Annotated in this window: 1 protein-coding gene; it reads left to right on the top strand. The window is 75.9% G+C overall.

Translation table 11 applies throughout. The features are described 5' to 3' along the window. Window positions 1-21: 21 nt before the first annotated feature. The coding region (locus ACTIDRAF_RS0223490) for a hypothetical protein (RefSeq protein WP_211215413.1) at window positions 22-783 on the top strand (762 nt) is incomplete at its 3' end.

The raw sequence follows: 783 nt of genomic DNA, 5'->3' as shown, positions 1-783 counted from the left end.
GCCCCGGACGACCCGGTGCCCGTGACCACCCCCGACCAGCTCACCTCGGCGGACCTGCTCGTCGTCACCGGAGCCGACCCCTGGCCCGTGGAGTGCGTGGACCGGTTCCGCCGGCTGCCCGTCGTCGCCAGCACCCTGGCGTACCTGCGTCCGGAGGAGGCGGAGGGCGCCAACCGGGTGAGGTCCCGAACCCGGGCCGTCACCGCCTCGTCCCCCGCCGACGCCCGGTCGTTCGCCGCCTACCTGGGCACCTCCCGCCGGATCGACGTCGTCGGCTCTCCCCAGACCGACTCGCTGCCCACCCGGAACCCCGAGCCCGGCCTGGCGCTCGTCCTCACCAGCGTGACCCACCCCGACGAGACGGGAGGAGCTGCGCCCGGCGCGGAACTGCTGCTGGCGGCGGCGGCCCGGCTGCGCGCGGCCGGGTGGCGGATCCTCGTCGGACTCCACCCGCGCGAGGACCCCGCGCTGTGGAGCGAGTACGAGATCAGCCCCGTCAGCTCCCTGGAAAGCTCGGCCAGGGCCGAGGTGGCCATCGGTATCCCGGGCACCGTCTTCCCGCTCATCGCCGCCGTGGGAACACCCCTCGTGGGCTGCGTCGACCCCGGCCTGTCCGTGCCCGACCACCTGCGCGCCGTCTGCTCCTCGACCATCCAGGACGCCGACCAGGCGGTGCCCGAGGTGGAACGGGCGACACCCCCCGACCCCGCCGTGCTCGCCGACGCGGTCGGACCCGTCGGCGGCTCGGCGCAGCGGCTCCTCGACGTGTGGGAGCGGGTCGCC

The organism is Actinoalloteichus spitiensis RMV-1378 (assembly GCF_000239155.1).
GTDB lineage: Bacteria > Actinomycetota > Actinomycetes > Mycobacteriales > Pseudonocardiaceae > Actinoalloteichus_B > Actinoalloteichus_B spitiensis.
The sequence above is the reverse complement of the archived record's forward strand: the minus strand, read 5'-3'. Positions and strand labels throughout refer to the sequence as shown.